The organism is Bradyrhizobium erythrophlei (assembly GCF_900129505.1).
GTDB classification, from domain to species: Bacteria; Pseudomonadota; Alphaproteobacteria; order Rhizobiales; family Xanthobacteraceae; genus Bradyrhizobium; species Bradyrhizobium erythrophlei_D.
In genome coordinates, this window is record NZ_LT670818.1 from 5,690,733 (window position 1) to 5,715,949 (window position 25,217).

The 25,217-nt window shown below is 58.1% G+C and carries 29 protein-coding genes; 17 read left to right on the forward strand and 12 right to left on the reverse strand.

Annotated features, from left to right (window positions below):
* Positions 1-513: 513 nt before the first annotated feature.
* Complete coding sequence (locus B5525_RS26210; protein ID WP_244567583.1) at positions 514-801, reverse strand: hypothetical protein; 288 nt, start codon at positions 799-801, stop codon at positions 514-516.
* A gap of 659 nt (positions 802-1,460) precedes the next feature.
* Entirely contained in the window at positions 1,461-1,778 is a 318-nt protein-coding gene (locus B5525_RS26220) for a hypothetical protein (RefSeq protein WP_079568602.1), read from the reverse strand.
* 399 nt (positions 1,779-2,177) lie between these two features.
* Here B5525_RS26220 and B5525_RS44420 point away from each other — a divergent pair, with 399 nt between their 5' ends.
* From B5525_RS44420 to B5525_RS26240, 3 genes are all read left to right on the forward strand, one after another.
* Positions 2,178-2,342 (forward strand): hypothetical protein, encoded by a 165-nt coding sequence (locus tag B5525_RS44420; protein WP_154073436.1) that lies wholly within the window; start codon positions 2,178-2,180, stop codon positions 2,340-2,342.
* 1,461 nt (positions 2,343-3,803) lie between these two features.
* A complete protein-coding gene (locus B5525_RS26235; RefSeq protein WP_079568604.1) occupies positions 3,804-4,358 on the forward strand; it encodes a hypothetical protein in 555 nt (184 codons plus the stop codon).
* Complete coding sequence (locus B5525_RS26240) at positions 4,355-4,672, forward strand: hypothetical protein (protein ID WP_079568605.1); 318 nt, start codon at positions 4,355-4,357, stop codon at positions 4,670-4,672. The genes B5525_RS26235 and B5525_RS26240 overlap by 4 nt, the downstream gene beginning before the upstream one ends.
* 356 nt (positions 4,673-5,028) lie before the next feature.
* Here the strand turns inward: B5525_RS26240 and B5525_RS26245 are convergent, their stop codons facing one another.
* Entirely contained in the window at positions 5,029-5,382 is a 354-nt protein-coding gene (locus B5525_RS26245; protein ID WP_154073437.1) for a hypothetical protein, read from the reverse strand.
* A 71-nt stretch (positions 5,383-5,453) separates the two neighbouring features.
* Between B5525_RS26245 and B5525_RS26250 the strand changes: the two genes are divergently transcribed.
* From B5525_RS26250 to B5525_RS26260, 3 genes are read left to right on the forward strand one after another with little or no spacing between them, the layout of a single operon-like run.
* A complete protein-coding gene (locus B5525_RS26250) occupies positions 5,454-6,164 on the forward strand; it encodes a lipase family protein (RefSeq protein WP_079568607.1) in 711 nt (236 codons plus the stop codon).
* Positions 6,165-6,192: 28 nt separating this feature from the next.
* Entirely contained in the window at positions 6,193-6,411 is a 219-nt protein-coding gene (locus B5525_RS26255; protein ID WP_338075165.1) for a hypothetical protein, read from the forward strand.
* Positions 6,408-6,752 carry a hypothetical protein gene (locus B5525_RS26260; RefSeq protein ID WP_079568609.1) on the forward strand — a complete coding sequence of 115 codons (345 nt, stop codon included), beginning with the start codon at positions 6,408-6,410 and terminating at the stop codon, positions 6,750-6,752. Before B5525_RS26255 ends, B5525_RS26260 begins: the two co-directional genes overlap by 4 nt.
* A gap of 679 nt (positions 6,753-7,431) precedes the next feature.
* Here the strand turns inward: B5525_RS26260 and B5525_RS26265 are convergent.
* From B5525_RS26265 to B5525_RS26275, 3 genes are all read right to left on the reverse strand, one after another.
* A complete protein-coding gene (locus B5525_RS26265) occupies positions 7,432-7,623 on the reverse strand; it encodes a hypothetical protein (RefSeq protein WP_079568610.1) in 192 nt (63 codons plus the stop codon).
* Positions 7,624-7,627: 4 nt separating this feature from the next.
* Positions 7,628-7,858: a hypothetical protein gene (locus tag B5525_RS26270; protein WP_079568611.1), complete on the reverse strand. Its 231-nt coding sequence runs from the start codon at positions 7,856-7,858 to the stop codon at positions 7,628-7,630.
* Between the two features lie 155 nt (positions 7,859-8,013).
* The gene (locus B5525_RS26275; RefSeq protein WP_244567584.1) at positions 8,014-8,409 is read right to left on the reverse strand and encodes a helix-turn-helix domain-containing protein; all 396 of its coding nucleotides are present in this window, start codon (positions 8,407-8,409) and stop codon (positions 8,014-8,016) included.
* Positions 8,410-8,633: 224 nt separating this feature from the next.
* Between B5525_RS26275 and B5525_RS26280 the strand changes: the two genes are divergently transcribed.
* Positions 8,634-8,888: a hypothetical protein gene (locus tag B5525_RS26280; protein ID WP_079568612.1), complete on the forward strand. Its 255-nt coding sequence runs from the start codon at positions 8,634-8,636 to the stop codon at positions 8,886-8,888.
* Between the two features lie 557 nt (positions 8,889-9,445).
* Here B5525_RS26280 and B5525_RS44425 read toward each other — a convergent pair.
* Positions 9,446-9,781 carry a hypothetical protein gene (locus B5525_RS44425; protein WP_154073438.1) on the reverse strand — a complete coding sequence of 112 codons (336 nt, stop codon included), beginning with the start codon at positions 9,779-9,781 and terminating at the stop codon, positions 9,446-9,448.
* A gap of 612 nt (positions 9,782-10,393) precedes the next feature.
* On the opposite strand from B5525_RS44425, the gene B5525_RS26290 reads away from it, so the two are divergent.
* The 3 genes from B5525_RS26290 (at position 10,394) to B5525_RS26300 (ending at position 13,449) form a co-directional block, all read left to right on the forward strand.
* Positions 10,394-11,632 (forward strand): molybdopterin-dependent oxidoreductase, encoded by a 1,239-nt coding sequence (locus B5525_RS26290; protein ID WP_079568614.1) that lies wholly within the window; start codon positions 10,394-10,396, stop codon positions 11,630-11,632.
* 13 nt (positions 11,633-11,645) lie between these two features.
* Positions 11,646-11,978, forward strand: coding sequence for a sulfite:cytochrome C oxidoreductase subunit b precursor (locus B5525_RS26295; RefSeq protein ID WP_079568615.1), 333 nt, complete (start codon positions 11,646-11,648; stop codon positions 11,976-11,978).
* Between the two features lie 616 nt (positions 11,979-12,594).
* Positions 12,595-13,449, forward strand: coding sequence for a P-loop ATPase, Sll1717 family (locus B5525_RS26300; protein ID WP_425305214.1), 855 nt, complete (start codon positions 12,595-12,597; stop codon positions 13,447-13,449).
* A 558-nt stretch (positions 13,450-14,007) separates the two neighbouring features.
* On the opposite strand, the gene B5525_RS26305 is transcribed toward B5525_RS26300, so the two are convergent.
* Positions 14,008-14,433: a hypothetical protein gene (locus B5525_RS26305; RefSeq protein ID WP_172899977.1), complete on the reverse strand. Its 426-nt coding sequence runs from the start codon at positions 14,431-14,433 to the stop codon at positions 14,008-14,010.
* A 90-nt stretch (positions 14,434-14,523) separates the two neighbouring features.
* On the opposite strand from B5525_RS26305, the gene B5525_RS26310 reads away from it, so the two are divergent.
* The 3 genes from B5525_RS26310 (at position 14,524) to B5525_RS26320 (ending at position 16,400) form a co-directional block, all read left to right on the forward strand.
* A complete protein-coding gene (locus B5525_RS26310) occupies positions 14,524-15,087 on the forward strand; it encodes a thermonuclease family protein (protein ID WP_079568617.1) in 564 nt (187 codons plus the stop codon).
* 151 nt (positions 15,088-15,238) lie between these two features.
* Positions 15,239-15,694, forward strand: coding sequence for a GNAT family N-acetyltransferase (locus tag B5525_RS26315; protein ID WP_079568618.1), 456 nt, complete (start codon positions 15,239-15,241; stop codon positions 15,692-15,694).
* Between the two features lie 115 nt (positions 15,695-15,809).
* Positions 15,810-16,400 (forward strand): hypothetical protein, encoded by a 591-nt coding sequence (locus B5525_RS26320; RefSeq protein ID WP_154073440.1) that lies wholly within the window; start codon positions 15,810-15,812, stop codon positions 16,398-16,400.
* A gap of 155 nt (positions 16,401-16,555) precedes the next feature.
* Here the strand turns inward: B5525_RS26320 and B5525_RS26325 are convergent, their stop codons facing one another.
* Positions 16,556-16,753, reverse strand: a complete 198-nt coding sequence (locus B5525_RS26325; RefSeq protein ID WP_079573814.1) for a hypothetical protein — start codon at positions 16,751-16,753, stop codon at positions 16,556-16,558.
* A gap of 515 nt (positions 16,754-17,268) precedes the next feature.
* Between B5525_RS26325 and B5525_RS26335 the strand changes: the two genes are divergently transcribed.
* From B5525_RS26335 to B5525_RS26345, 3 genes are all read left to right on the forward strand, one after another.
* Entirely contained in the window at positions 17,269-17,490 is a 222-nt protein-coding gene (locus B5525_RS26335) for a hypothetical protein (protein ID WP_079568621.1), read from the forward strand.
* 29 nt (positions 17,491-17,519) lie between these two features.
* Entirely contained in the window at positions 17,520-17,927 is a 408-nt protein-coding gene (locus tag B5525_RS47570) for a hypothetical protein (protein ID WP_425305326.1), read from the forward strand.
* A gap of 360 nt (positions 17,928-18,287) precedes the next feature.
* The gene (locus B5525_RS26345) at positions 18,288-19,742 is read left to right on the forward strand and encodes an IS1182 family transposase (RefSeq protein ID WP_079568622.1); all 1,455 of its coding nucleotides are present in this window, start codon (positions 18,288-18,290) and stop codon (positions 19,740-19,742) included.
* 252 nt (positions 19,743-19,994) lie between these two features.
* Here B5525_RS26345 and B5525_RS47280 read toward each other — a convergent pair whose 3' ends face one another.
* From B5525_RS47280 to B5525_RS26355, 3 genes are all read right to left on the reverse strand, one after another.
* The gene (locus B5525_RS47280; protein ID WP_276328797.1) at positions 19,995-20,513 is read right to left on the reverse strand and encodes an SDR family NAD(P)-dependent oxidoreductase; all 519 of its coding nucleotides are present in this window, start codon (positions 20,511-20,513) and stop codon (positions 19,995-19,997) included.
* The gene (locus B5525_RS47285; RefSeq protein ID WP_276328798.1) at positions 20,498-20,842 is read right to left on the reverse strand and encodes an SDR family NAD(P)-dependent oxidoreductase; all 345 of its coding nucleotides are present in this window, start codon (positions 20,840-20,842) and stop codon (positions 20,498-20,500) included. The genes B5525_RS47280 and B5525_RS47285 overlap by 16 nt, the downstream gene beginning before the upstream one ends.
* Before the next feature lie 316 nt (positions 20,843-21,158).
* The gene (locus tag B5525_RS26355) at positions 21,159-23,939 is read right to left on the reverse strand and encodes a winged helix-turn-helix domain-containing protein (protein WP_172899978.1); all 2,781 of its coding nucleotides are present in this window, start codon (positions 23,937-23,939) and stop codon (positions 21,159-21,161) included.
* Positions 23,940-24,640: 701 nt separating this feature from the next.
* Here B5525_RS26355 and B5525_RS26365 point away from each other — a divergent pair.
* Complete coding sequence (locus tag B5525_RS26365) at positions 24,641-25,207, forward strand: YidH family protein (RefSeq protein ID WP_079568625.1); 567 nt, start codon at positions 24,641-24,643, stop codon at positions 25,205-25,207.
* The last annotated feature ends 10 nt before the right edge of the window (positions 25,208-25,217 follow it).

A 25,217-nucleotide genomic window follows, 5' to 3' on the forward strand; every position in this document is an offset into this window, starting at 1 on the left:
TCGCCGCTCTGATCGAACACAGGGACAATAGAAATCTCGACGAGATCGCAAGGTTGATTGGTCGCCTAGCTGTACCCGTGGAGTAAGCAGCACTGCGGTGGCCGGGCTAAACCCGGACCATGACAGCCCGCGAGCCGGACCCGCACCAGCGACGTTCCTGGAGTCATGGAGGGGCTATCGCTGCCGCGCTAGCCGCCGGGCACGCTCGGCGGCTTTTTCTATTGCGACTCTCTTGGTCTCGATCAATATCGCCGTCGTTGATCGCGCCGCGAGGTTGCTTTCATGAAGATCGTTCTTCGGGTCGTTGGCCCGCTATTTGTCGCTGTTGGGCTTTTCTGGTTCGCGCAAGGGACAGGATTGCTCACACGGCCGCACAATGCTGCAATGGTCCACTTCGGCGCTGGCATCGTAGCCGTAGGTTTCGGCCTTGTCTGGTTCGCATGGCAGTAGGTGCTCGCGCTCACCTGGTTCACGCCGGCGGGTTTTTCTTTGGAGGTAACGCCCGGACCAGGATCAACTAGGCGCCAGCATCTTGGCCTTCATTTGCAAATAATAGTCCTCGCGCTCCCGGGCCACTTTTTGCTGATGGGCCTTAAAATTGTTCACGCGTTGTCGAATTTCGTCGCGTTCTGACGCTGGCGTAATAGCAGTTGGGAGCGGGATCGGTTTCGATGTGTCGGCAAGCGTTTGCTCAGCTGTCCTGACAGCAACGGGCAAGTCTGGAAGCCGCTGACGCTCGACGTCCCTTGCAAAGGCCATCGTGCTCTCAACCAGTGCGTCGAGCTCCAGCTTCCAATTCATCAGCCCACCCTCATAAAAGAGCCGCCGGGAGTATGACCAGCGGCCCCACCGGGCTCAAAATAGATTGGAAAATAAAAGCGAGCTCTCAGCCCCGGTATGCGAGCCTATCTGCGGTTCGTCGTCGCTGTAGAGTCGAAACCACTGTTCCATGTGAGGAACAAAAAAGTTGTTGCAGTAATGATACAGATGGGCCCCGCACGATCATTCCGCCGGCGGGAGTCATCGATCCCGCGCTAGCTTGCGGCGTCCCCAATGCTTGTCTTTTCCGCGAACACACGTTGGACTTGCCGATTTAGGGCCCGCATAAATGCGATAGCGAGCAAGCCCGAGCAAAGCAGCAGCACGAAGCTGGCTGCGATTACCGCGATGAAGACATCCGACATGGTACACCTTCCGCTCTTCGGAAACGCTGCGCCCTCCTCGAACAAAACGACATCTCACGTCGCACAGTCAAAAAGGATTTCGCGCGGTACCGAAAATCGGAATCCGACTGATGCTTTAGAGCAACAATGACCAATCATAAGAGAACAGTCGGTCCTCTCAGAGAGGGACGATGAAAGCGGCGCCGGGAAGAGGGTGGTTCCCCTTGGGTCACCGGCGACCCAGGCGGTCTGCATGCCGCAATTGGTGAGAAACCCGGATGTCCTAAACTGCGAATTTCAGCCAAGAAGAAGGAAGAGTAACAAAAGGAGCAATCCGATTCCGCAAGCGATGATGTCGGTTTGGACTGTTTCGTAGTCGACATTCCGTCCTGTTGCGCGGGAAAGAAAATTCAAAATAGCATCCATTCTGCGACCTCCAATGCCCGTTGCCCGGAGCGCTTGGTAGCTCAACCCTCGCTCGGCGAAAGTGAAGCAGTTCACAAAAGGTGCCGTCGAATGGCTACACTTGTAGTCCGAGCAATAGACCAGGAGACCGCGAACGCCGGCGGCGCGCATCTCTGCGAAGGTGATCTTCTTCTGGGTGAGTTCGGGCATCGCCCATGATCCCGCCGATCGCGCCGGGAGTGAAGCCGTAGGGCTTGGGGCGGTGGCCGCGCGTGCGCACACGATCAGCTCATGCTCTTGGCAGCCCTCCACGAGTCGCAGGGCCGTTCGGTGGCGCGGCGGCGACCATCTGACGCATGGTGGCGTTCCGGCTGCTGGCGCCACGCGTGGCGCGTTTGATGGCGTCGCGGGCTCTTTGGGACGCCGTTCGATTAAGCCGTTCGATTGCGCGGCCACCACGAGCGCGTGAAGATCGACCGCGCGGGTCTCACGTTCGCGCGACTGCCCGATTGTCAACTCTTCGTAAAAACAGTGTTTCCCCGTTCTGCTCTAACGATTCCGTAGGTGCAGACCTACGTCTAAGTTCGTGCATGAAAGGAGACCGCGAACATGAGCAAGAGCGGCATCATCGGAACTTGGGTCGGCATTTTCGCTTTGGTGGCGATAGTGCTGGGCGAGGTTGAGCACGCGTCTAAGACGGACCCGAGCTTCGTCGAAACGGCGCACGTTTCCGTGAGAGGGAATGCTATTGTCCCGCCATTCCGCGGCCCGTGACGGGCGCCGCGCGCAAACGGTTACCACCCCGATCAGCCGCACAGTCAGGACGGTCGACATCGAAATTCGCTTCTGGGACTTCATGGCTCTCAGGCCGGATGAGAAGCTGTTTCCGCATTTCGGTGAGGCGCGCGCGGCAATATTCGCGATACAGAAGGTCGAAAATGGAGGGCATGATCGAACCCCGTCTTTGAATCACGATCGCGCGAACGTAACCGAGCATCGTTTCAAGCCGACGTCGCCGCTCCGCCAGAAATGGCTTCGTCGCTAAGAGATTGGTTTCGTCGGAACCGCTCCCACGAAATGATCCACTGAAGAGGCCATCTAACGCGGCCGGCGCCACGGTGGGCGCGTTTGATTGGAAGCACCGCTCGAAACCCCAGCCGTAGTTAAACCGCTTCCCCGTGGCCCCGCGCCGCGATGGCGGTCTCGCCAAAGCGCTCAGCATCGGCCGCGCCAGCGCCTACAGGGCACTGGCGGAATCCTAGGCCAAGGAAAAACCCCGCCGGAGGCAGCCAGCGGGGTTCTCTATAGGTCGTCCGCGCCGCTGAGAACGGCACCGGAGGATCATAGCCAAAAGTATTAAAGGGCTATAGCCGAGCCGGAATGCTCTGCACTGGCATGGTTAGCAACCTTTGAAGATCGAACGTCGCCTGCGTTCCTTTCCGGACGATAGCCCCGACTTTATGAGACCGGGACGCGCGGGCCGCCGTATGCCGATTGGGCCCGAGGCGCTGGGGCCGCTCGCGCCTCAGACGCGGCGCTATCTCGCGACGAGGGGCGCAGCCATTGGCAAACCAGAACGCCAGTCCGATCAGGCTTATGGCCACAAGGTAGGGAATCGCTGCGCGCATTGAACGACAGTAGCATCGCGCAGGCGCGGCAGGCGTTCGCTTGGCGGAACACCCCGTTCGGGTGTTCTTTTTCGCAGTCCTCTGCGGTGCGCTGGATGCCGTGCTTGGCGTTTGCCCACGCGCCGCGTCAGCGACCGCAGGCGGGACTATCAGCGCGAAGAGGCACGACGTTTGTGGGCTCTGTCTCGGAGGCGGGGTCCGGACCGGCTTGGACCATGCCGTCTCTCACGAAGAATACCGGGCGTGGATCGATGGCGATGCGATCGAATAATGCCTGCAGTTCGGGCCGGAGTCCGTCGCCGCGCAGACTAGCGATGGAGTGGAATTTGCGCATGATGTGCTCCCATGTGGCACGGTAGAACAGCGTCAGCTCTTTCGATTTAGTGCCCAGAGTGAACATGCCGCTGCAAGCGCAATTACTGCGCCTGCAACGGCGGTAACGGCAGCGATCTCTTGCATTTCCTATAATCCGTCCGTTTCCCAGCCCCGGAAGGTGCCGCACGTATCGGCACGATCCTGATGTAGTTCGCAGGTCGGCCGATCCTACTAAATTCGGTTTTAGTTCAATCGTGATGACGCCTTCGGCTGGTTCGCACGGAAATTCCATTTGAGCGTGCGGCACGGTTTTCGAACGATTGTTGCCATCGCACAACGTTTTCAACTCAAGTTCGCAAGGAAGTCGTTTCGTTGCGTCCTAGACCAGCCGCCGGCCACTTTTCTTTTGATGATTCACTGGCATCATTCGCTGATGCTTAGCACCAACAAAGCACCGACTCGTGCTACGGCCCGCAGCAAGATCAGCAACGGGACGCGGCTGTTTACGAACATCGACGGTCGCACCAGCTCAGCCCGTCGGTTCCGCGATCTCGTTCAAAGTTTTGAGGCCGAATTCGAGGGCAATCTCTGCGAGGCCGACCGCTCGCTAATCCGGCAGGCCGCAACCTTGCTCCTGAAGTCGGAGCAGATGCAGGAAGCGGTGGTGCGAGGCGAGCCAGTCGATTCTGATGCGCTCATTCGCATGGCGAGCACAGCCAAGCGTGTTCTCGCTGCCATCAGCGCTAAGTCAGTAAAGCGGAAGCCCGCGGCACCGACGATCGCCGATTACCTGGCGCGCAAGGCGGCTGAGAAGGCCGCCAGTGCGGCGGAGGATGACGCTGCATGAATGCGCCTGTCGTCAACATCATCGACGCCATTAACGGTAGGGACCTGTTTGAGCCATGGTTTCCGGGACCGTCCTGGAACGCCTGGCGCGTGATCCTGAAAGCCGCGTTCTGTATTCCACTTGACGGTGGCGAGCTCGAGATATTTCGCGCGCTGGCGGGTGACCGTGCGCCACCGGAACGCCAGGTCAAAGACTTTGGGTCATCGCCGGCCGCAGGGCCGGTGATGTCGAACATCGAGGCGACTTCATTCGACGGCCAGGCGCCGGCCTTCGACGGTCTCGGCAGCTTCCCCAACGGGGATCATCACGGATAAATGATGATGTTGACGGATCGCGACATCGAGGAATGTATCTCCGCGGCCGCTAATCTCGCGCTGTTTTTCGCTGGCGTGCCGGATGAAGAAGTGCGTATCAGCCATCTGAATCGCTCGGACGTACAGCGATTAAGGACGGCCCGACTGCGCCGACAGCAGTTGGGCCACGCTTCCGCATCACGAACGGCGCTGGCCTCATGGATTTGTTTGCGGGTTAGGCCGATAGCCGCTGCTAATCATGTTTTCCGCGTTTGCTTGTCCCATTGTAAGTTTCATACCCGTACGGATAGGGAAAGTTGCAGGGAGCCGGGCTGTACATAAGGCCGTGATCAAACCCGTAGCAGCCGATTATCGGACTAGTAATCGAACCGAATGCCACGAACGGCGGTGCCAAATAGGTAGCTGTTGTTTGCTGTAGGGGGCGATTTGCGACAGCCGCGCTGCGCGTCGCAGTCATTGGCCGAGGCTTTCTGCGGCGACAAAACGGCAAGCGCGAAAAACAGTATAGTCCAACGCATTGCGGCAATGTACTCCATCAAACTGGCTCCCATCATCAGGCCCTCGTCTGCCGGGATCTGGTGCTCATGGTTGGGCATTACAGCGAACTTGGCGCGGCTACGCAATGCCACTAAGATTTGAGGCTGGGAACGGATCGGCGACGCTACAGGTACGGGCTGTGTGTAACCTTCGTCAATGGCGGGACTCTCCATGGCTATCGCACCCGCAACGTCGTGCATATCACCCCATAGCTTCACTAATGCACGAAGCGATTCGGTGACTAATGGCGATCAAAAAGCAAATCAGTTTTGACCCAAAAGTCCCTCTCGCTAAGGAGAATGCCGCCTTTGCCGTAAAACTAGCTTCAATGGCGTACAAAACTAGATCGGAAATCGAGGCAGGTCTTGATGATCTCGGGTTCAAGGACGAACAGGCTGCCTTCGTTCGAAGCCGTCTGTGCTCCTGCTTTATCATTCGGTGCGAAGATGTAACCGCAATCGCATTCAAAGGTACAACAAATTGGCGCGAGCATCTTAACAATGCAAATGTATGGCCCGAGGTCACGAGCCATGGCCGGGTCCATTCCGGATTACTCTATACTATGGAACGCTTGAGTCCGTTGCTTCAACAATTAATCGGTGCCGACGTGCTATCGGGCAGAAAGATACTCTTGACCGGCCATAGTCGGGGTGGAGCGCTTGCTCAAATATTTGCCTCTTCGCTCGTGGTCGGGGGGCACATGCCACACTCGGTTTGGGCCTTTGGGTCACCCATGGTTGGTGATCATACATTCGCATCACTGCTAACAAACGTTCCCGTCGCCATTTACCGCAATGGAAATGATCCAATATCGCTATTTCCTCCTAGCATCAGTCCCAATAGCGCTATCGCAAAATGGATTTTGAGTTTTAAGGTAGTCTATATTCCCGTCATTCTCATACGGTACGTCGGAATCGTCATTTCGAACTATTTCTCGCCGGTCGCTCCGAGCTAACGACGGCCCGCTCGTCACGCTCCGGGATGTGGCAGAGTTCATCACCAAGCTGCCCAAGGCCGCGCACGACGCCCCGGAATCGCAAGCCGCGATGGAAGCGCTACTATTGGTCGCGGAGCTTGGCGGGCCGACGATGTTCGCCCGGATCGGTGTGATGCGGGCGTTGAATCACGGCAAGCCTGACCTACCGGCCCGCAAGCGCGCAAAATGCTGTAGGATCGTTCCGATAGATCGAGGCGACCAATGACCATTAGAAATGGACTCTATTCTATCAGCACAAAATTACTGGATGGCGTGCACGGCGGCCAAACTGGCGTTTCGGTGCTGCGCGACGGCAAAATGCTTGGAGGCGGCTCAGTACTTTATCATTTTGGAACCTATCAAGGTTCCGGAGGCAAGTGGAAAGGCGAAGTAACTTCTCAAGAGCATACGCCGACCATTAATATCCGACCCTTCACGGGATACATCGCCAGCATGGGATTTTCCGGAACGTACACTGATGAGGGCGCGGAATTCGAAGCGACAGCGCTCGTGGGCAAGCGAAGCATTCGATTAAAAACAGTCTTTCGGCTGCTGATAGCGGATTGACCTAGAACGTAGTGCGAATTTAGTTCGAGGAAAGAAACACCTTGGGGACGGCGGAAGCTGGCGCGGGATCGGTGATTGCCATTTTGCGCGGCAACTTTGCCAAAACAAACGAAGACTCAGTTTCCGATTGGGCGTACATACACAAGCTAGGCGCCCGCCCATCCGGAGGCTTCAATGCGAGGCATGGCACACATTGTTATTAATGCTCGGGAGTTGCATTCATCGCTCGGCCACTTTCCTCGTAAAGCACACTGATCGCATGGCCAAATTGTCACAATTTTCGATTGTTACTTACGAACGCAGACCAGGGCAATGGCGCGCAGCCATTACCCCTTATGCGATTTCCAGAGCTTTCATCCGAGGTAAGACGACAACTAGCTTTGTGACGCCGGAAGACTCCGCGTCCGAGCCTGACGCTAGGTTTGCATCCGAAAAGATCATCGGGAAACTGTGATATCTCCATCAAGGACGGGAGTGTCAATTCGCCCCTTGCCCAAACATTCCTTGCAGCGCGGCGGAAATATTTTGCGATCCGGCCGCGATGGTTGTTGGACACTCTCAAAGCCGGTGCCTCCACAAGCCGGGCATTTTGTTTCTGTAACAACCTCTTTTGGCTTGAGTCTCGTCATATGCGTTCTTTCAAATAAGGAGCAAATATCCCTATAGATACGCCGGTCACCTAAATCGGTTTCACCGGCACGCGTTCGACCTGCCCCATGTCGTTATGTTGGGTGGCCTGCTGGCTGCGATTGTCCCATTTGATGGTTACGCCTGCCCAATTCGTCTCAGTGACGGTGCCACGGTCGGCTTGATCGTTTCGCCAACAAACGCGGTCGCCGATGCCAAGTGTTCTTGATTGTTCGCCAGTCATCGGTTCAATCCGCCCCCCGCAGACGCCGCATCGTGAATTCGATTTGTCCGTCTGGTAGCTGCCGCCATTGTTCAACAATCGTCAGGTGGCCGCCCTGCGGTAACTGGTCGAGAATTTCACACGCCTTGACGCGAGCCGCTTCGACCGGCAGCCTGAACGTCTCGCGGGTGGATATGTCATTCGCCTCGCGCCGGTTGGACATGCGCGCGGCAAGATCACTCGGTCGATTGGCCATAGTGGTAACTCCAAACGTAGCCGCCGTCCCAGTATAGCGGAAAGTCAATTCATATTTCGAGGAACGATGGACTCTTCCCACGATATCCACTGGTACGGTGGAGGTATCAGGAGCTTGTTGACGCATAGTTACCGAAACATCGCTTGCACGACGCGTCACCTCTTGGTCGGCACAAGAGTCAGTTTCTTGATTGTCTTTCTTGTGCCAACCGCCTTCTCTAGCCGTACGGGGCGCGGCATCTTCTGCTTAATCCCAGTCGGCACGTAAGGTCGGGCAGGCCACTTACGAAATTCCACGCCGCGCTCGGTGAAGACGATTCCGGCTGCGGCCAGTTCACTCATCAGCACCGACAGCGTGGCCGGATGTGGTTCCCGTTTGCCTGATTCGAAATCCATAATTGTTGGTCTGCTGACCCCAACACCCTCTGCTAGATAACCTTGTGTCCAGCCGAGCAAACCACGGGCCGCCCGAACCTGGGCGGCTAAGAGCGAGAAATCGCGCATTTCCGCCATTTTCATCCCAAAAAGAAAGTTTGACAAATTGTCAAACATGCCTATATGATTTCTACCGGCCTGGTCAAGTATTATGGCGCGGCGTAGAGGGCCGCGTCTGGTGAGCAGGCCGGAAAAAAAATGCATTGCGGTGCGCAGACACCACACGGCGAACAGCGCGATCCCGCCGTGACCTTACTGAACGGGTTATCCACTCTCACCTTCAATCGCTGAATGGCAGAAACGGAGTTTTGTCGATAAGCTCGGTATTAGGAGAGATTGCCATGCTCAATTTGAAAGCCGATCTCGATACATTCATTGAAGAGACGACGGCGTTTGCGAACAGCATTCGTGTCGAACCGATGATACCGCGCACCGTCATGGAACCGAACCGCAAACCATCGGCGGATTGGGTGCAGTCTGAGCGTGAAGAGATAGCGCGTCGGATAGCCAACCTCAGGGCGCATCAGCAGCGCTTGAAAAGAGAGCGGGAGGACTACGCCGCGTCCGAAATTAAGCGGATGCTGGCATCGCGGTAATAGCGCGGCCGGCGGAAGATAGGGCCCCGGAGCAATCCGGGGCCTTTATCTTTTCTCCGGAATCTATTTGATCCCGGGCTATTTTGAGTCCCGGTTGTAGGGCAGAGGATCAGGTCCGCAGGCGGCTAAAGCAGCTCGTGCATGCCGCCGGGCGATGTCCGCTTTGGTGCGCACAGCGGACCCGAATCGGACATCGCGTGAGGTCTGAAATGTGCCAAGAGGCGACTCCAACAGAGTTGCCACAGTTCAGCGCTTTTGCCGATTATCGCGGGTGCCGTGCGGATGGCCATGGCCGCCATGCGGCTCGATCGGCATCATCACGGCATGGCCGTGGCGTACGCCCCCCGGCCGAAGGTTTCCCTTGGGCACGCACGGCGGCCTGATGATTGACGGACGTGGCGAGGACAACCTTACCATCGCCCCAAGGGCGCGCAAACGGTTCCAAGGGTTCCGCAACGCTATAACATTACGTATTTCAATTTGACTTGCCTGCACTTGGGGTGCTGGTCCTCGCAATTATTTCTATGGTGGAGAAGCGATCGAGAGGAAACCACTAGTCAGAAGGAGCATTGCCGATGGCCACATGTACCGAGAAACACCACGCCAACCACACTCATAAGCATGGCCCGAACTGCGGACACACTGCGATTCGCCATGACGGTCATGCGGACTATCTGCACGATGGCCATCTCCATCATATGCACGAGGATCACGTGGATGAGCATGCCATCGCGGTCAACGCCACAAATCCCGTGCAGTGCACGCCCGAAGTCCATTGCTCGCACACGCACGGTCCAAACTGCGGACACGAAGCGGTGCCGCATGGCGACCATGTCGACTATCTCGTAGACGGTCGGCTGCACCATCCGCACGGCGATCATTGCGATGATCACGGGCCCGTGCAGTTAGCGTAAGAGGGCGTCCACTATGGTGATCGAACCGCACGGCTGTGTGTACCGAAAACTTAAATCGGGACGTAGTGATGGTGAAGCCCGCCGAGGATCGGGTGTGAACGAATGATTCCGGTCTGATGAATCGGACGGGAAATCGGCGCGAAACGCGTGAGCAGGGGTTCGCGCAAAGGTTCCTAGTTGGTTTGAAGTTAGGCTGATGGTATTGGCTGCCCGCGTTCTCCACGTACTCATGCTTCCTTGTTGGGGGTAACTGCATACGGAGCGCCTCGGCTATGCCTTTCGTCGGAGCGCATGAACTGACCTCGTTTTTCGAACGTTTGCAGAGTATCCGTTCGGCTGTTGGGTCTCGCCGAACACTCAAACGTGATGGGCAAAGTGCTCGTTTCCTCCTACCTCCATGAGAGAGGCGCCTGGCTCGTGTTCCGACGCACCGGAATCCCAAAGGCGGGACGCACGCGTATCGCCGGCGGTGCGAACACTCTTGGGGGACTGAAGTTCTAACGCCATAGGCCTGATGAGTACGGCTGTTATGAAATCTGACGCGGTGGAGGATCCTGGCCGTACCGCAAGTGCACAGAACAGGAGCACCTGATGCGGGATCACGACATGCAACCATCGGGGCTGACGCGACGGCGCATGCTCGGCGGGATGGGAGTCGCGAGCCTGGCGCTAATATCCTCGGCGGCATCAGCGCAAGAGACGGTCGATCTGCATGTGCCGGGCGGCCCGAGCACGCGGGTAATCACCACATCCTATCCGCAAAAGGGCCGAATGATCCTGCAACGTACGAGTCCCCCATGGCTTGAGACGCCCTTCGAAGTCTTCGACAAGGGCGTGTTCACGCCAAACGACCAACACTATGTAAGCTGGCACTGGGCGAATTTTCCGAGCGACATCGATGTGGATAGCTTTCGTCTGACGGTGCGCGGCCTGGTCAATCAGACCCTTTCGCTGTCGCTCAGGGATATTTTGCAGGGCTTCCCGAGATTCGATACCGCCGCGGTCAACCAGTGCGCCGGTGCGTCGCGCATCTACGCCGTTCCACGCGTTGCCGGCGCTCAATGGGCAAATGGTTCGATGAGCAACGCGATCTGGACCGGTGTGCGTCTCAAGGACGTGCTTGACCGTGCCGGGATAAAACCTGGCGCCATTCAGGTCCGCTTCGGCGGCCTGGACGAGCCGGTGATGCAGGACGCGCCGAAATTCCTGAAGTCGCTGACCATCGATCACGCCCGCGACGGCGAAGTGATGATTGCTTTCGGCATGAACGGCGAACAGCTTCCGTTGTTGAACGGATTTCCGCTGCGACTCATCGTGCCCGGCTGGTGCGGAGTTTACTGGATCAAGATGCTGAACGACATCGAAGTGCTAGATCAGCCCGACACCAATTACTGGACGGCGACTGGCTACCGCGTACCCGATACGCCGCACAATACCGTCAAGCCTGGTGAGACCGGATTCAAGATGGTGCCGGTGACCCGCAACGCTCCGCGGTCGTTCATCACCAACATCCACAACGGCGACAGCGTGCCGGCGGGGACGCCGGCTACGGCGCGAGGCATCGCTTTCGGCGGCGATTGCGGCGTTGCCCGCGTCGATCTATCGATCGATGGTGGCAAGAGCTGGCAGCCGACCCAGCTCGGTGCCGACCAGGGGACATACGGGTTTCGGCAATGGCAAACGCAATTTACGCTGCCTGCGGGCGGCGCGCAAACTCTGATGGTTCGTTGCACCAACACCAGGAACGAGGCCCAGCCCGATTTCCCGATCTGGAATCCCGCCGGCTACATGTACAACACCATTGAAACGACCCATGTGGTTGCGGCCTGAGGAGGAACCACGAATGCTACGTGTTTTTCTGCCGACGGTCGCCGTTCTGGGTCTCGTTGTCTTGCCGCATCTCGGTCAGGCTGCAACGCTGACGACGTTGAAGTCGCTGAAGCTCGATGTCCCCACCAGCGACGCGATGTTCCCCGCCGGTCCGGGATCGGATGCGATCAACAACAACTGCCTGGCCTGTCACTCGGCCGACCATGTGTTGAACCAGCCTTCGTTGTCCAGGGAGACCTGGCAAGAGGTCGTCAACAAGATGATTAAGGCCTACAAGGCTCCTGTCAGCCCTGACGACGCCAAAGCGATCGTGGACTATCTGGCTCGCACCAAGGGCGATTCATAGACCCGGCAACGCAAGCGCAGCGACAGCATCCTCGCATCGCCAAACTCTACCGAAACGAAATCAGTTCGCCATGACGAAACTTGGAATGGCGAAACATTCGCTCGCGGGCATCCTGCGATCTTCGCGTATCCTCCATAACGTTTGTGCACGATAATGACAGCTCAGGGTCAAAGCCACATCTTAGGAACGTCCCGTTTTGGCAGCGCAAAGCGGACATTCGCCAATCTGTCCATGTCGGCTAAGTGCTGATTTTGTTGCAAAAGTCTTTTTGGGGCGGCGAACGACAATTCTTAGAGCCGCTGATGCGTCTTACGCGTGGCGACGTGAGAGACCATATCGTTTCACCCAAAATCGATCACGGACCTCCGTAGTGGCGTTGAAAAGCGACGCAACAGCAGAGAAGTCCAAAGATCAACTTTCGCGAGATTTTTAGGGTTGTTCGATTTTCGACTTTTGCAACAATATCTGCTACAAACAGACTCATGCACCGCAGCAAAACTATTCGATCACCTCGTCGGCGCGGGCGAGCAAATGGGGCGGCACGGTGAGGCCGAGCGCCTTCGCGGTCTTTAGATTGATGTCTTTGATCAGTGCGCGCTTCTGCTCCGCGTGATGGGTGAATGGGCGACCGAATTGCTCGAGAGCGCAGGAGGGCTTGCAGCGCGCGAAATCGGCGCGACAAAACTGTAGCCGCGGCCCGACACGTTGGTCACATAGTGTCGACCCGATCGCCGTTCACCGAGGGCCTTGCGCAACGCCTGGCACGGAATTCTATAGCGCCGTTTTCCTTAGGAACGATGTCTACGACATTTTGCTATCGCAAACGCCGGACCGTGGAAAGGACAGCATTGCGCTCGTTGACTGGAACCAACCGGCGTTGATGCGTCAGATGATCCGGAAACGGCTCATGTTCAACTCGACAGACAAAACGCTTTCGGTCGAACATCTTTGGCACAACATCGCAGTGCCAGTTCTCAACGGAGAGGACACGCTTCAATTCTTGATCAGCCGCTCCATGATGCGACCGCGCTATCTGCTTCGGCTGATAAATCACTGCAAGGGTAGCGCGATCAATTTTGGTCGCGATCGAATAGACAAGAGCGATATCGAGGTCGGACTTTCTACCTATTCGACTGACGTCGTCACTGAAATAGGGCTCGAAATGCGGGACGTGCATCCTGCGAGCGAGGACATCCTCTACGCGCTTGTCGGGGAAATGCGAGAAATGAAGCGCAGCAAAATTGAAGCCCTACTTTCTGCGAAGTTCACAAATCCGAGCGACCTTGCTGCAACGATAACGCTGCTGTTCTGGCACGGCGTGCTTGGCTTCCGCCGGAGCGCTTCTGAGGTGACATACATTTACGACGTCAACTATGACCTGAAGCGCCTCTTGGGCGTCATGGATAAGGCCGGCGTCGATCCGATGATTGAGGTGAACCCGGCTCTATGGGCCGGACTGGAGCTCTCTTGATGCGGAGTGTAGCATTTCGGCCGCTTGTGTCGGCGTTGTTTTACGATGGAGAATTCGGTTATTTTCTTTTAGGGCAGCAAAAAAGGCGAACCTCCAAAAAAACCGCGCCATCGGCCGTCGCCTAAAGCTTAACTGGTAGGGTTAAACCCCGGACGAGATTGCAACCATCCGTTGCCTGAATATCGTCATTCGATGACTACCAAAATTGACTATGACGTGTATCGCGGAACGGCCGATGGAACTTTGCGCTTGGCGACATTGCCCGGCGCTGGCTTGCCGGCACACGTTATATCAAGCGCAAGGATTGGGTTCTAATGCCCCAGGGGAAACCGCCTTTCCCTTATGATATCGATCGCGACGTCGCTGCCAAGGGTTACTGCTTTTTCCAACTCGTCGATTGACACCAGATCGTCCATTCACCGACCGGGCGACGTCGGTCGCCAAGACAAATCATCGGACCACACGTAGATAACAATCGCTGCCAGACATAGGGCGACGCCGATCCAGAAAGTCATTGTGTGATGGATGTGTCGCCAGTCGCGTGCGTGTTTCATTCGGTCACCTATCTTCGTCCGGATGCACCCAGGCATAGGGCGTAATCTCGCGTTCAGCAGTCAACTTGATCATATGCACCGGCGGCTTGTAGCGACGCGTTCCGCACGAACGGCATCGGAACGATCCCTCAAGCTTCCAAATCGACGTATCGCGGGCGCGTCGTATGGCATCTAGCGGGATGCTGGCGCGGGTCTTACAGCGATTGCACTCGATTTCCATCCAGCCCAAGCCGCCGTTGAGGCTTTGGGCGATCGTAGGCGACGGCTGCGCCGGGCCGCCGTACCCTTCCATTCGGATTGACCACGCTTCCGCCTCAGCGCGATCCGCGGCGCGGATGGCTTTCTTGGCGGCTTCTCGCGCGCTTTCAGCTCGTATCCGGGCGCCCATTATGGCGCCGCCATAGATCGTCTGGCGCGATTTGGTGCTCATGGCGGGCCGATTAGAACGACCCTTGCGGGCGCGGGCAATGCCACTAGGATTTGGGGTCGAAACCCTCGATCCCATACCACCTCTTTACGTATGCGTGTTTTCCACAGGTTCCCACACAATAGAGCCCGCATCGGCGGATGCTCGTTAGCGGTCGCGCTCGTGCTGGCGGCGGGTATCGCCGCCGCGGCTGACGATTTGACGGGCCAGGCCAGTATCATCGATGGAGACACGTTGGAAATTCACGGAAACCGTATTCGGCTGTGGGGCATCGATGCCCCGGAAAGCAGTCAGCTATGCCGGGGGGATGACAGCATTCAATATCGGTGCGGAGCGAAGGCAGCAAACGAGCTTGACAGCTTCATTGCAGGCAGGCCGGTGAGCTGCATACCGATTTCGCTCGATCGGTACGGGCGGACCGTGGCCACGTGTTCAGTGCAAGAAGCCGACCTCGGCGAATGGCTCGTTCGCAACGGTCTTGCCCTAGACTGGCCGCAGTATTCAAAGGGACGGTTCGGGGCCATCCAGCGCGAGGCAGAGCAAGCGGGGCGCGGCATATGGGCGGGCAGCTACGTTAAGCCGTGGCTATACAGGGTGTGCATTCGGGCGGGCGGCAAGCCCGGTGACTGTTCTGACGATGCCAATGCTCATCCTTGAGACAAACCCGCAGGGGGCGATCTTTATAAATATCCCAAACCAAGCTGCGATCCCACACCTTTAGTGCGCTCGAACAGATCGCTTCTGGCCCGTTTTAAGTGAATAACCTTGTTGAATGGGAAAACCTACTCACCTAGGGTGGAAGATTTCGATGCGTGATGCGCGAATTGCGGATGTCTGTGATCTAGCTTCTTTGCTCGCTTTGTTCGACGCCTCTGACGTGAGTAGCTATGCCGAACCACATGGAAGAGCCGAGCACATTTGGGATCGGATATTGGCGCGAGACGGTCTAACCGTTTTCGTTTCTGACGCCGATAATCGAATTGTCGCGACATGCATGTTAGTGACGATCCCCAATCTTCTGAGGGGCGGTCGTCAGCATGCGTTCATAGAGAACGTGGTGACACACCCGGATTATCAGCGGCAGGGGTATGGGCGTGCGGTCGTCGGCGCTGCTCTCGATGAAGCGTGGCGACAAGACTGCCACCACGTTCTCCTTCAGAGCGGTAGAACTGACCCGCGCGTTCATCGCTTCTATGAAAGCTGCGGTTTTACACCCGGGCTTAGGACCAGCTATGCGGCTCTCCGGCCTACGGGTGCGTCGTGATAGTCTCGACCGTCGCCGAACTCGATACGACGAGCCGCGTGTCCCAAAGAAGACCTAACTACGAAGACCGGACCGCGTTGCTATGCCGATAATCAGGCTAGATGAAGCTCAACAGTTGGCCGCCAAAGACGAATTCTGGGCGGTTCGCGGCAAGGCCATCCAATCTTACGCAGGCCTTGAGCAAGCCCTTGCCCGGCTGTTCTCGGCATTAGCCGGAACAACTCAAGAAATCGGCGGAGCTATATTCTTTCGTATCGCCAGCGCTGACGCGAGACGCAATCTGATCGGCAAACTATTTCAAATTAAATTTCGCGACCAGTACCACCTATTCCGTAATTCTCTTATAAAACAGCTCAGGCCTATCGATAATGAACGCAACGAAATTGTTCATTGGAACGTGGTTAATAACGTAGCCGCGGATGATGCAGGCAAAACAACGAGTAAGCTTGCCCTAATGCCACCGTCGACGTTCCCGTCACCCAATTCTGTGTCAAAAGACACCGATGGGATGAAGGCATTCGCGAACAAGTGCGGCTTTTACACCTCTCTTGTCAGTATGTTTCCGGTTATTGCAATGGAGGGCTTCGCCGCAACTCCGATCAGCGAAGCCGATATGAGGCCGTGGTTGAATGCCTATTCGAGGCCAATCGAATACCCACCGCCAGTTGGCCATGTGCTGGACCGGTATGAACGCTCCGATAGTTAATCTTGTCGCTACCGAGGCTCGGGCTCCTCGGCTACTCTACTCCGGGCCTCGCGCATTTTCGGCGCTACATCATCAAGACTGACTAGCTTCCACTTGCCCCGGACCCGATTTGGCTTCGAGAAGGTCGCCGAGCGACAAACGGCGATGTTGTTATTTTACTCGGCAGCGAGTTGCTGACGTAGTCTGCGCCAATAGAAGCCATCTCTTTGAATGGCAGACTTGATCTCGTCGCTTACAGCTACAGTTGCTTTCTTCTTCCGCCACCGTCCTGCGTTCTCGACGACAGGGATCGGTTGCCCTCTCGCGATCACCAAAAGGCGATCACGCTTCTCGTTGAGATACACGTTGAACATGCAGCCTCCCTCAGCCCGCACCAAACATATCGCTTTCTCGCGGAAAGGGAGTTACTAAAATGCAACAACTAGCGCCGGATGAAGTGCGTCAGACCGCTGGGCTCTACCTTTGCACCTTGCTACCGAACGGGCGCGAGGACGTGACGCTCACGGCTCTTTTCCGCGCGATTGTTCCGGGTCGCTCACCGTCGCCTGCAAAACGAGATTGAGATGCTCAGACGCGCTGGCATCAGCACGGCATCCGCAGAATTATTACTTGCAAGGATGCGAGCCAAGGTGGACAATCGTTGTAATCGAAGAGCGAAGCTACGAGCTATCGCCCTGGGGAATGACGCGCGAAAAGCTATCGACTGTGCAGTTCCCCACGCGCCGCCAGTGCAAATGATCGAGCTGCTGCAAGTGCGGGAGATCGGTTATCCCGAAGAATACGACAAAAGCTTGGAACTTGATCTGACACGAAACGGTGCGCAAGTGGGTTGTTGGAGGGGCTGGGGCCAAACCCAAGGAGCGAAGCAATGGCAACTCAGATCGTGATGGACCAGAGTGGCGATACCCGGCATCATTTCGACGCGACTGACCGGGAGGCCGTCGCCAAGGCCGAAGAACGCTTTCGACAATTGACCGGCGCTGGCTTTACGGCAGCTGTCCGCACCGCTCCGGGTGACGCAGCAGTAACTCGTTCGTTCGACCCAACTGCGGAAGAAACATTGTTCTTTCCGCGGCTCGTCGGCGGCTGATTGTCCTCGCTATGTCCGCGCGGTCTCTGCTGATCGCGTCGCGGCGCGTTGGTGCTTCGCTGGCTCAATATATCCGTGAAGTCCAAGCCGCGCGCGAGCGTTACCGAGCGCGCTTCGCTACTCGTGAAGAGCGCGGCGTAAACCTACTGCGCGAGTGGTTATCGCCTGAGCAACGAGCGCAGTTCGATGCCAAAAGATATTTCGACGTAATCGGTTGTGACAGCGGGAAGCGATACCGCATTCACTATGGAGAGACCACAAACGTCCACGAGATTGGCGATGATGACCTTCCCGCGGTCGGTTGGTGCTTCATGCCAGTAGGTTCATTAGTCGTGGGCGACGTAATGCTTGCACAAAAAATCGCTCTCGAGACCTACGAGTACGGCGCGCTGGCAGTGGCTAACAGGTGCCCGATCAGGTTCTCGCGCTTCCGTTGAATATTGCGTCGACTTTGCGCGAGCTTAAGTAAGCCAGAGCAAAACAAAATGACCCGGCAACGGTAACGGCACGAAAGCCAAAAAAAGCAGGCAGCCACCCGTTTATGAAAAGGCCTCGTGACAATTCGGAGGTTTCGCGACGCGAAGGCTCTACCTTTGCTCCTTGCTAAAGGCCATTTAGACGCGGCCCGTTTGGCCTGACCGCCGAGCCGCTTGGCGTACGAGCTTTCCCTGATTGATGTCAGCTATGGGCGCTGAACCGGACGTGGCGCGAACATGCCGGTTTGTCGGAAAGTGACCCAGGCTGTGTGAAAACCCCATCGATGCTATGATTCTCTTGCTGAATCGGCGGGGGACGCGATGCAAGGTTTCGTTCAAGGGGCGGATCGCCAGCAGACCACGCTGTTGCCGGAATGCCTCGATGATTGGATCGACGAGAGCAATTCTATTCGTGCGGTCGATGTGTTTGTTGAGGCACTGGATTTGCGCGATCTGGGCTTTGAAGGGGTCGATCCTGCAGCGACCGGCCGGCCAGCGTACCATCCTTCGCCGATGCTCAAGCTCTACATTTATGGCTATCTCAACCGGGTCCAATCGAGCCGGCGGCTGGAGCGTGAGGCTGGCCGGAATGTTGAGGTGATGTGGCTGACCGGACGGCTGGCGCCGGATCACAAAACCATCGCCGACTTCCGCAAGGACAATGGCCCCGCGATCAAGAAGGTTTGCGCCCAATTCGTCGAGTTGTGCCGCAAGATGGTCCTGCTGGCAAAAGCCAGCGTTGCCATCGACGGCAGCAAGTTCAAGGCCGTGAACAGTCGTGACAACAACTTCACGCAAGGCAAGATCCAGCGTCGCCAGAAGCAAATCGAAGAGAGCGTGGCGCGCTACATGAGTCAACTGGACACCGCCGACCGCCAGACTGCGGCAGGAGAAGAGCCGTCGGAAACGGTGCTGCTCGCCAAGACGCGGCTTAAGGAAAAGCTGGCGAAGCTCGACGAAGAAGTGAAACGGCTGGCCGCGATTGAAAAGGCATTGCTCGCCTCGCCCGATAAGCAGATATCGCTGACCGATCCCGATTGCCGCTCGATGGCAACGAGCGGGCGCGGCTCAGGGATGGTTGCCTATAACGTGCAAAGTGCGGTCGACATCACGAACCATCTGATCGTCGCGCATGAGGTCACCAACGTCGGCACCGATAGATCGCAACTGGCGACGATGGCGCAGGCCGCGAAGGCCGCGCTGCGCAGCGATAACTTGGAAGTCGTTGCGGATCGGGGCTATTTTAAAGGTGAGGAAATCCTGGCCTGCGAACAGGCCGGCGTCGCGGTCACGCTGCCCAAGCCGCAAACCTCGGGCGCCAAGTCGGCAGGCCGTTTTGGGAAACCTGATTTTGTTTATTTGGCCAAGGACGATGTCTATCGCTGCCCGGCCGGCGAGAAGCTGGCGCACCACTTCACCGCTGATGAAGATGGCCAGAAAATACGGATCTACTTGACCAAGGCGTGCCGCACTTGCCCGCTCAAGGATCGGTGCACAACGGCCAACGAGCGCCGCATCAAACGCTGGGAACACGAACACGTCGTCGAGGCCGCGCAGACGCGGCTCGATCAGAACCCGCAAGCCATGCGTGTGCGCCGCGAAACCGTCGAGCATCCGTTCGCCACGCTGAAGATGCGGATGGGTGCGACGCACTTTCTGATGAAGACGCTGCCGAAGGTGGCGACTGAGAGGGCGCTGCACGTGCTCGCCTACAACCTCACGCGCGCGATGAATATCGTCGGTATCAAACCGTTCCTCGCGGCGATCCGGGCATGAGGAGTGTCGTGTTATACGCGCTTTGTGACCGTTCATCTCGCTCAGCGCGGACCTCACGTTGACTCCGGATTCGATACAGCAAAAATGGGCTCAGACGGTCGCGTCGAGGCCCATCGCGCCCGGTTGCGGGGGAGACGAAAAACGTTTCCACACGGCCTGGACCCAAACCGGACATGGCGTGACTACCGACAAAATCGCCTCGGCGGCACGGCCCCAAAAAAGCACAATCAGGCTGGTGGAAGGGCTGCGCGCTCAACGTTTCGGGTTGCGCCCGCGGATGTGGTCAAAGCCTTGCTTGATTTCGGCGAAGCGCGCTTCGATCATCGGCTCAAATTCGAGGTCGGTGAAGATATATGGCCAGTCCTTTTCAACGCCTTCGCGGACGAGTTCACCGGCATAAATGGGATCTATGCCCTGAGAGACGCGTTCCCGGATCATATTGATGTGTTCGGCAAATGGGCCCGAAGTCGGCAAGGCACGGACCGCCCCCTCGAAGCGCTTGGGGAGATTGCGTGTTGAGTTCATGATTTGAGTGCGGATGTACCCTGGACACAGCACCGATACGCCAATCCCGCGGGGCGCGAGTTCACGCCGCAGGCCCTCGGACAACGCGACAACGCCATACTTGGAAACGTTGTATGCATTGCTCTGCCCTGAAATAAGGCCAGCGATCGAGGCTGTGGAGACGATGTGTCCACCCTCGCCATGCTGCTCGATCAACGGCCCGAAAATCTCGATCCCCCAAATGGTCGCCATCAGGTTGACGCCCATGGTCCAATTCCACGACGCCTCGGTCCAGGTGCCATAAGGCCACCGCCGCCGACGCCCGCGTTGTTGACGAGGATATGCACCTTGCCGTAGCGGGCAGTCGTGGCTTCGGCGGCCGCCACGAGTTCGGCTTTGAGTGAAACGTCCGCTTTCACGCCGTCGACATCGACGTTGGTGAGCCTCAATTGCTTGAGCGCTGCGGACAGAGCCGCTTCTTCAATGTCGCAAAGCATGACTTTCGCCCCCGCCTGTGCGAAGGCTGTAGCGATCCCCAGTCCAATGCCTGACGCTGCACCGGTCACGAACGCGGTCTTTCCAGCGAGTTCCTTCACGCGCCTTCTCCTCCGTGCAAGCGGACACCCCCAAAACGCCAAGTGTCCCCGGACGGCATATGACCGCACTTTCGATCGATTGGGAAGCGTGCCGGATGTCCGCTTCTGGCACCAAACGGACATGCTGCCATAGTCGCCTCACGTCTGTTGTTGGGGGAAGAGCGGACCTAGCTCGGATAGGCCCCGAGGTCTCAGTTTGACCCTTCTCGGACATCGAGCTGTTACACCCGAGATGCAAGATGACACTAGCGAATGCCAGTTGCACGTTACGCAGCTTTTCTGACGTTCCTCACGGCGCTTCTCCCAACGTCCCGCGTTACGGCGGTAACTCCTCAAGCAAGGTGCGGGCAGCCTGCATGTCTGCGGTCGCAAAGCCTTCGGTGAACCGATCATAAACCGACGCAAGCGGTGCTCTCGCCTCATGGTGACGACCCTGGCTCACCGTCAAGCGGGCAACGCTGAGGGCGACCCGCAGCTCCCAAAAGAGAGCGCCCTGCTTGCGGGCCATTTCGGCCGCCTGGTTAAAGCAATCTTCGGCCGCCGGGGTGAACTGATCCGCGGCTTGCTGGAGCAGCACTTCGCCTTTGATGCGGAGCAACTCAGGCGCAAACCACCCGTGCCCGTTCTCGCGCTCGGCCGCCAGCGCGTCTTCCAGGGCAACGAGAGCCTCGTCGAGCCGCCCCGTTCCCGCAAGTCCTAACGCGAGAGTGCCCTTGAACTCCGGATACGACAGGCGCCAGGTTCGGCCGCCCGTCTCGAAGGCATCGCGCAACACCCGCAGGCCTTGCGCGAACTCGCCGCGTTCGACCAACAACTTCCCTTTCAGGAAGCGACCCGCGGTCTCCCAGAGGTGCGCGTTCAAACTTTTGGCCACCTCGATCAAGTGCGCGATCTCCCGATCGGCGGTTGCGAAGTCACCTGTCATCGTCGCGATGCGGCAGATGCCATGATACAGTATTGGACAAAGCTGCAGTTGGTGATCTGTGTCTTGCAGCTCTTTCAGGCTGAGGCGAGCTTCATGGAGCGCCTGGTCCGTCAAACCCTGCATCCAAAGCGCCCGAGCCAACATCGCCCGGGCCACCGCATGGTCATTCGAATTGTAATAAATCACGCTACGGCGCCCCCCCGGCGTGCCGGGAGATCGAAGAATGCGTTCCAGATATTGCTGGGCCTCGCGAGGTCTGCCGCTCGTGAGAAGCGTGGCGCCCAGTTCTCGATAGGCGGCAAGGAGGCTTACCGGGTCGTCAATACGATGGGCGATTTGCTCGATCCGTTCCGCCACGATCCGCGCCCTGGCGTATTCTCCTGGAAGGACGTAAATGGCTAACAGCGTCGACAGAGCTGCCGCCTGCGCATTGAGATCATTCAGCGCATCGGCGGTTTCGACTGCCTCGGTCAGGAGAATTTTTGCCTGTTCTGGGGGGCCCATGGTGATGAAGATCGCAGCCGCGAGGGCGATCTGCAGCTCCATTCGGAGCCGCATGTTCGCGGTCACATGCGGTTCAAGACCGAGCAGCGCGCGTTCGCAGCGCTCGCGGCATTCACGCATCAGCGACATGTATCGCCAGACCGGCGCGTAGGCGACTGTGAGGTCGATGCCAATCGCCTCGTCTCCGGCCGACGAGAAGGACCAGTCGAGCGCCGCGCGAACGTTGTCGATCTCTCGAACCCAGCGCGCCGGGTCCTCATCCGATAAAGACGGTTTGGCGCCTCGCGCCTGCGGCATGAAGAGATCGCGAAAATACAATGCATGGTGCTCCGCGGCGATGTCGGCCTCGGCGTGCTCGGCAAGCTTCTCGAGCGCGTAGGCACGGATCGTTTCCAGCAGAGTCCAGCGGGCGCCAGCGCCCGATTTGTCCAGCGCCACCCATGATTTTGCGGCGAGATTGGCAATGCCGTCCAGCACCGCCGACGCATCGAATCCGGTATCCGTCATGACGGCGGTGGCGGCATCGATGGTGAATCCGCCGGGGAAGACGGCCAGGCGCCGCAGCAACCACCGCTCCGCGTCCGGCAGCAGCTCATGGCTCCAATCGAGCGTCGCGCGCAGTGTCCTCTGCCGTGGGAGAGCCGTACGGCGGCCGGCCGTCAACAGCGCGAAGCGATCGCGCAAGCCTGCGGCTACCCCCTGAACGCTGAGAACCGCGGCGCGAGCCGCCGCTAACTCGATAGCGAGCGGTATGCCGTCGAGGTGCCGACAGATCGTGGCAATCGACGCGAGGTCTTCAGCGTCCGGCGAGAATCCAGCGTTCAGCGCTTTTGTCCTTGCGACGAACAGCTCCACCGCGCTGTATTGCATGATGTAGTCCGGCGCCGCTTGCCCGGGAGCAGGCACCTCGAGCGGCGGAACGCGATAGACGGACTCGCCGTCGATCCGCAGCACTTCGCGGCTCGTTGCCACAATCGCAGTGCGGGGGCACACGCGCGTCAGGGTCTCGGCCAGGTTCGCCACCGCGTCGATGACGTGTTCGCAATTATCGAGCACAAGCACGAGATGTCTGCCACCAACGGCGCGAGCGACAGACTCCGCCGAAATCTCGCCGGCGAGCTTCAGCCCGAGCGTGCTGGCTACCGTTGACGGGACGAGGCCGGGGTCGGACAGCGAGGCCAGCTCGACGATCCACCCTCCGTCTTCAAAGTCGGGCAGGAGGTAACGGACGGCTTTGATGGCGAGCGAGGTCTTCCCGATGCCACCGGGGCCCGTCAAGGTCACCACCCGATAGGCAGAGACGAGATCTCGGACGAACTGGCAAGCCGCGGTCCGGCCCACCAGGCGCGTAATGAGCGGGGGAAAATTGTTCGGCGGCGGCACTCCCGATGTGCGGGTCGGGGATGCATAGACCGGTGCGGCGGTCGTCTCTCGCTGCTGAGGAGTCCAGTTCCCGAGCAGGCGATAGCCGCGACCGGAAGCCGTCTTCAGCAGGGCTCGATCCGAACCCAGTGCCTTGCGGACCGCGGAGATGTGAACGTGGATCGTACCCTCGCCGACGGTGGCGCCCGGCCACACACGCTCCATCAAATGGTCCTTGGTGACGAACTCGCTCGCCGATTGCACCAGGACCGTGACGACCTCGAAGGCCCGGCCGCCGAGCGGCACGGCAATCCCGCGCGACCGGAGCTCCCGCCGGCCGAGATCGATCTCCCATTGATCGCAGGCATAGACCAGATTGGCGCTTGCTTCAGACACCCCGGCCTCGCGGATTAGACAGGCTGAAGTTTTGCCTTTCATATGGCCTGCGGATACTGCGAAACTGAAGGGTATTGTCAAACGCACGACTACCGTCCACGGTAATCATGCACCGCGATCATCCGCACCAGTCGCGATCCGAGCCCCACGGTTGGCAGGCGTGGACGACACGTGTGGTCTTTGAGAGACAGCCAGGCGACCTCACCCGGACAGCCAATTTAATAATTTTTAAGATCGGCCCTAAGGAATCGCCCTTCGGGAGCGGCTACACCACCTCAATTCGGAGGTGTCCCATGCCTCAGACCGAGTTGGCGTCCGCGAACAGGGTCGCGTTCCTAGAGCAGCTATCGGCGTCGATTGCTGAAATCAACCAGCCGATCTGCGCTGTCGTCATGGGCGCCGAAGCCGCTCTGAGGCTGCTCTTCGTCCAGCCGACAGATACGGAGGGAGTCCGGCGGTTGCTCGCTTGTATCGTCAAGGACGGAATGCGCACTGGCGACATCGTTCACCGCACCTGTGCGCTGATCAAAGAAAGCGCCGCTACGGAGGGGAATGCTGGAGATCAACGCTGTGACCCTCGAGGCCACAGACATAACCTAGGATGAGCTGTGATGAACGGCGTCTCGTGCGCAGCCAGCTCAAGAATCAACTTGAATTTAATGGGCAAGTCCGCATGGGCCGCTACCTCTGAAGTATCGCACCCAGAAGGCTGCGCGATCCGTAGAGCCGGTGAAGTTGAAATGGATATGCCCATCAAAGCGAAGCCAGTAGCTGACCTGCGGGACTATCTGGCGGAAGAGCGAACGTTTCTCGCCTGGACTCGCACCGGCATCACCTTGATGGGATTCGGGTTCGTGGTGGCGCGCTTTGGGATTTTCTTGGAGCAGTTCCACCTACCGCAACAGTTCTCCGCCGCTCAGCCCCACGAGTTTTCACCCTGGTTTGGAGCCGCGCTCATCACGACCGGCGCACTCGTGAATCTGCTTTCCGCGCGGCGTTTTATGCGCCTGGCTGGCGAAGTGGACCGGAACCAGTTCGCAGATCGCTCGCTCTCCAGGCAAGGCGTGTTCATCGCCTCGTTCCTAGCGCTGGTCGGCATTGCCATGACGATTTACCTGATCTTGTTTCTGGCGCAGCCGCCCGACGCGACATTCGCCAGCATCGCAATCGGCAAATAGGGAGAAGATC